The organism is Achromobacter sp. 2789STDY5608621 (assembly GCF_001299375.1).
GTDB lineage: Bacteria > Pseudomonadota > Gammaproteobacteria > Burkholderiales > Burkholderiaceae_B > Achromobacter > Achromobacter insuavis.
In genome coordinates this window covers 1-1,409 of sequence record NZ_CYTU01000107.1, presented here as the reverse complement: position 1 = coordinate 1,409, position 1,409 = coordinate 1, and the positions used below count along the sequence as shown (strand labels likewise).

Genomic DNA, 1,409 nt, shown 5'->3' with positions numbered 1-1,409 from the left:
GTCTGGCGGGCCGGCGTGGCGGGCGCCTCGATGGCGGTCTGCGGACCGGCGTCACCGTTGAGCGCCAGCATGCGCAGGCAGGCCATGATGAAGCCGGCGTACTCGTCCGGCGCCAGCGTCAGTTCACCGCGGCTGTGCACCGCCACCGAATAGAACAGTTGCACCGCGTCGGGATGCAGCGATTGCGCCAGGCGGGCGATGTCGGCCGCCAGCGGATCCTCGGCCGGCATCACGCCGGACACGCGCTGCTCGATGGCGACGCGCGACAGCAGCACCGCCAGGTCGGCCAGCGCGCCGGCGTACGACAGGCCGCGCGTGGCGAGTTCGTCGGCCACCGCCAGCACGCCCTTGGCGTCGCCGGTGGACAAGGCGTCCAGCAGGCGCACCAGGTGACGCTGGTCGATGGTGCCGAGCATGCCGCGCACGGCGTCCTCGGTCAGGTTGCCGGCGCTATAGGCGATGGCCTGGTCGGTCAACGACAGCGCGTCGCGCATCGAGCCCGACGCGGCCTGGCCGATCAGGCGCAGGGCCGGCACTTCGAAGCCGACCTGTTCCTCGCCCAGCACCGCCTGCAGGTGGCCCACAATGGAGTCGGCCGGCATCTGCTTCAGATTGAATTGCAGGCAGCGCGACAGCACCGTGACCGGGATCTTCTGCGGGTCGGTCGTGGCGAGGATGAATTTGACGTGCGGCGGCGGCTCTTCCAGCGTCTTGAGCATCGCGTTGAACGCGTGCCCCGTGAGCATGTGCACTTCGTCGATCATGTAGACCTTGAAGCGGCCCGCGCCCGGCGCGTAGACGGCCTGCTCCAGCAGCTGGGTCATTTCCTCGACGCCGCGGTTCGAGGCCGCGTCCAGTTCGAGGTAGTCGACGAACCGGCCGGCATCGATCTCGGTGCAGGCGCGACAGACGCCGCAGGGCTTGGAGGTGATGCCGGTTTCGCAGTTGAGCGATTTGGCCAGGATGCGCGACAGCGTGGTCTTGCCGACGCCGCGCGTGCCGGTGAACAGCCAGGCGTGATGCAGGCGCTGGGTGTCGAGCGCATGCGTCAGCGCGCGCACCACGTGATCCTGTCCCACGAGGGTATCGAACGATCGCGGCCGCCACTTGCGGGCCAGTACCAGATAAGTCATGGCGGGATTGTAGAGCCTTTGCAAGAGCCGATGCGATTGCCGGCGTGAAATGCAAAAGGGACGGAATCATCTTCCGGGGAAATCCCCTTGGAAAACAACCCCGTCCCCTTTGCGAAAACCGGTTGGCGAGCCTTACTCCGGCACTGACCCTAAACGACTATGGCTGCTTCGTTCCCGACCTGACCAGGTTCACCGTCGAACCATGCGAAGGGGCCCGCCAGCCAAGATTCTAGCAGAGCTTCGCGTTGCTCGCTCGGCTAGCCTCTTGGCTGGCGG

1 protein-coding gene and 1 other RNA gene are annotated in these 1,409 nt (G+C 66.9%); both read right to left on the bottom strand.

Annotation, left to right across the window (positions count from 1 at the left end; translation table 11 throughout):
• On the bottom strand, positions 1-1,133 hold a 1,133-nt coding region (gene dnaX, locus AOZ53_RS33170; RefSeq protein WP_082385879.1), incomplete at its 3' end, for a DNA polymerase III subunit gamma/tau.
• Between the two features lie 121 nt (positions 1,134-1,254).
• Positions 1,255-1,352: signal recognition particle sRNA small type (gene ffs, locus AOZ53_RS34005), an RNA gene on the bottom strand.
• Between the last annotated feature and the right edge of the window lie 57 nt (positions 1,353-1,409).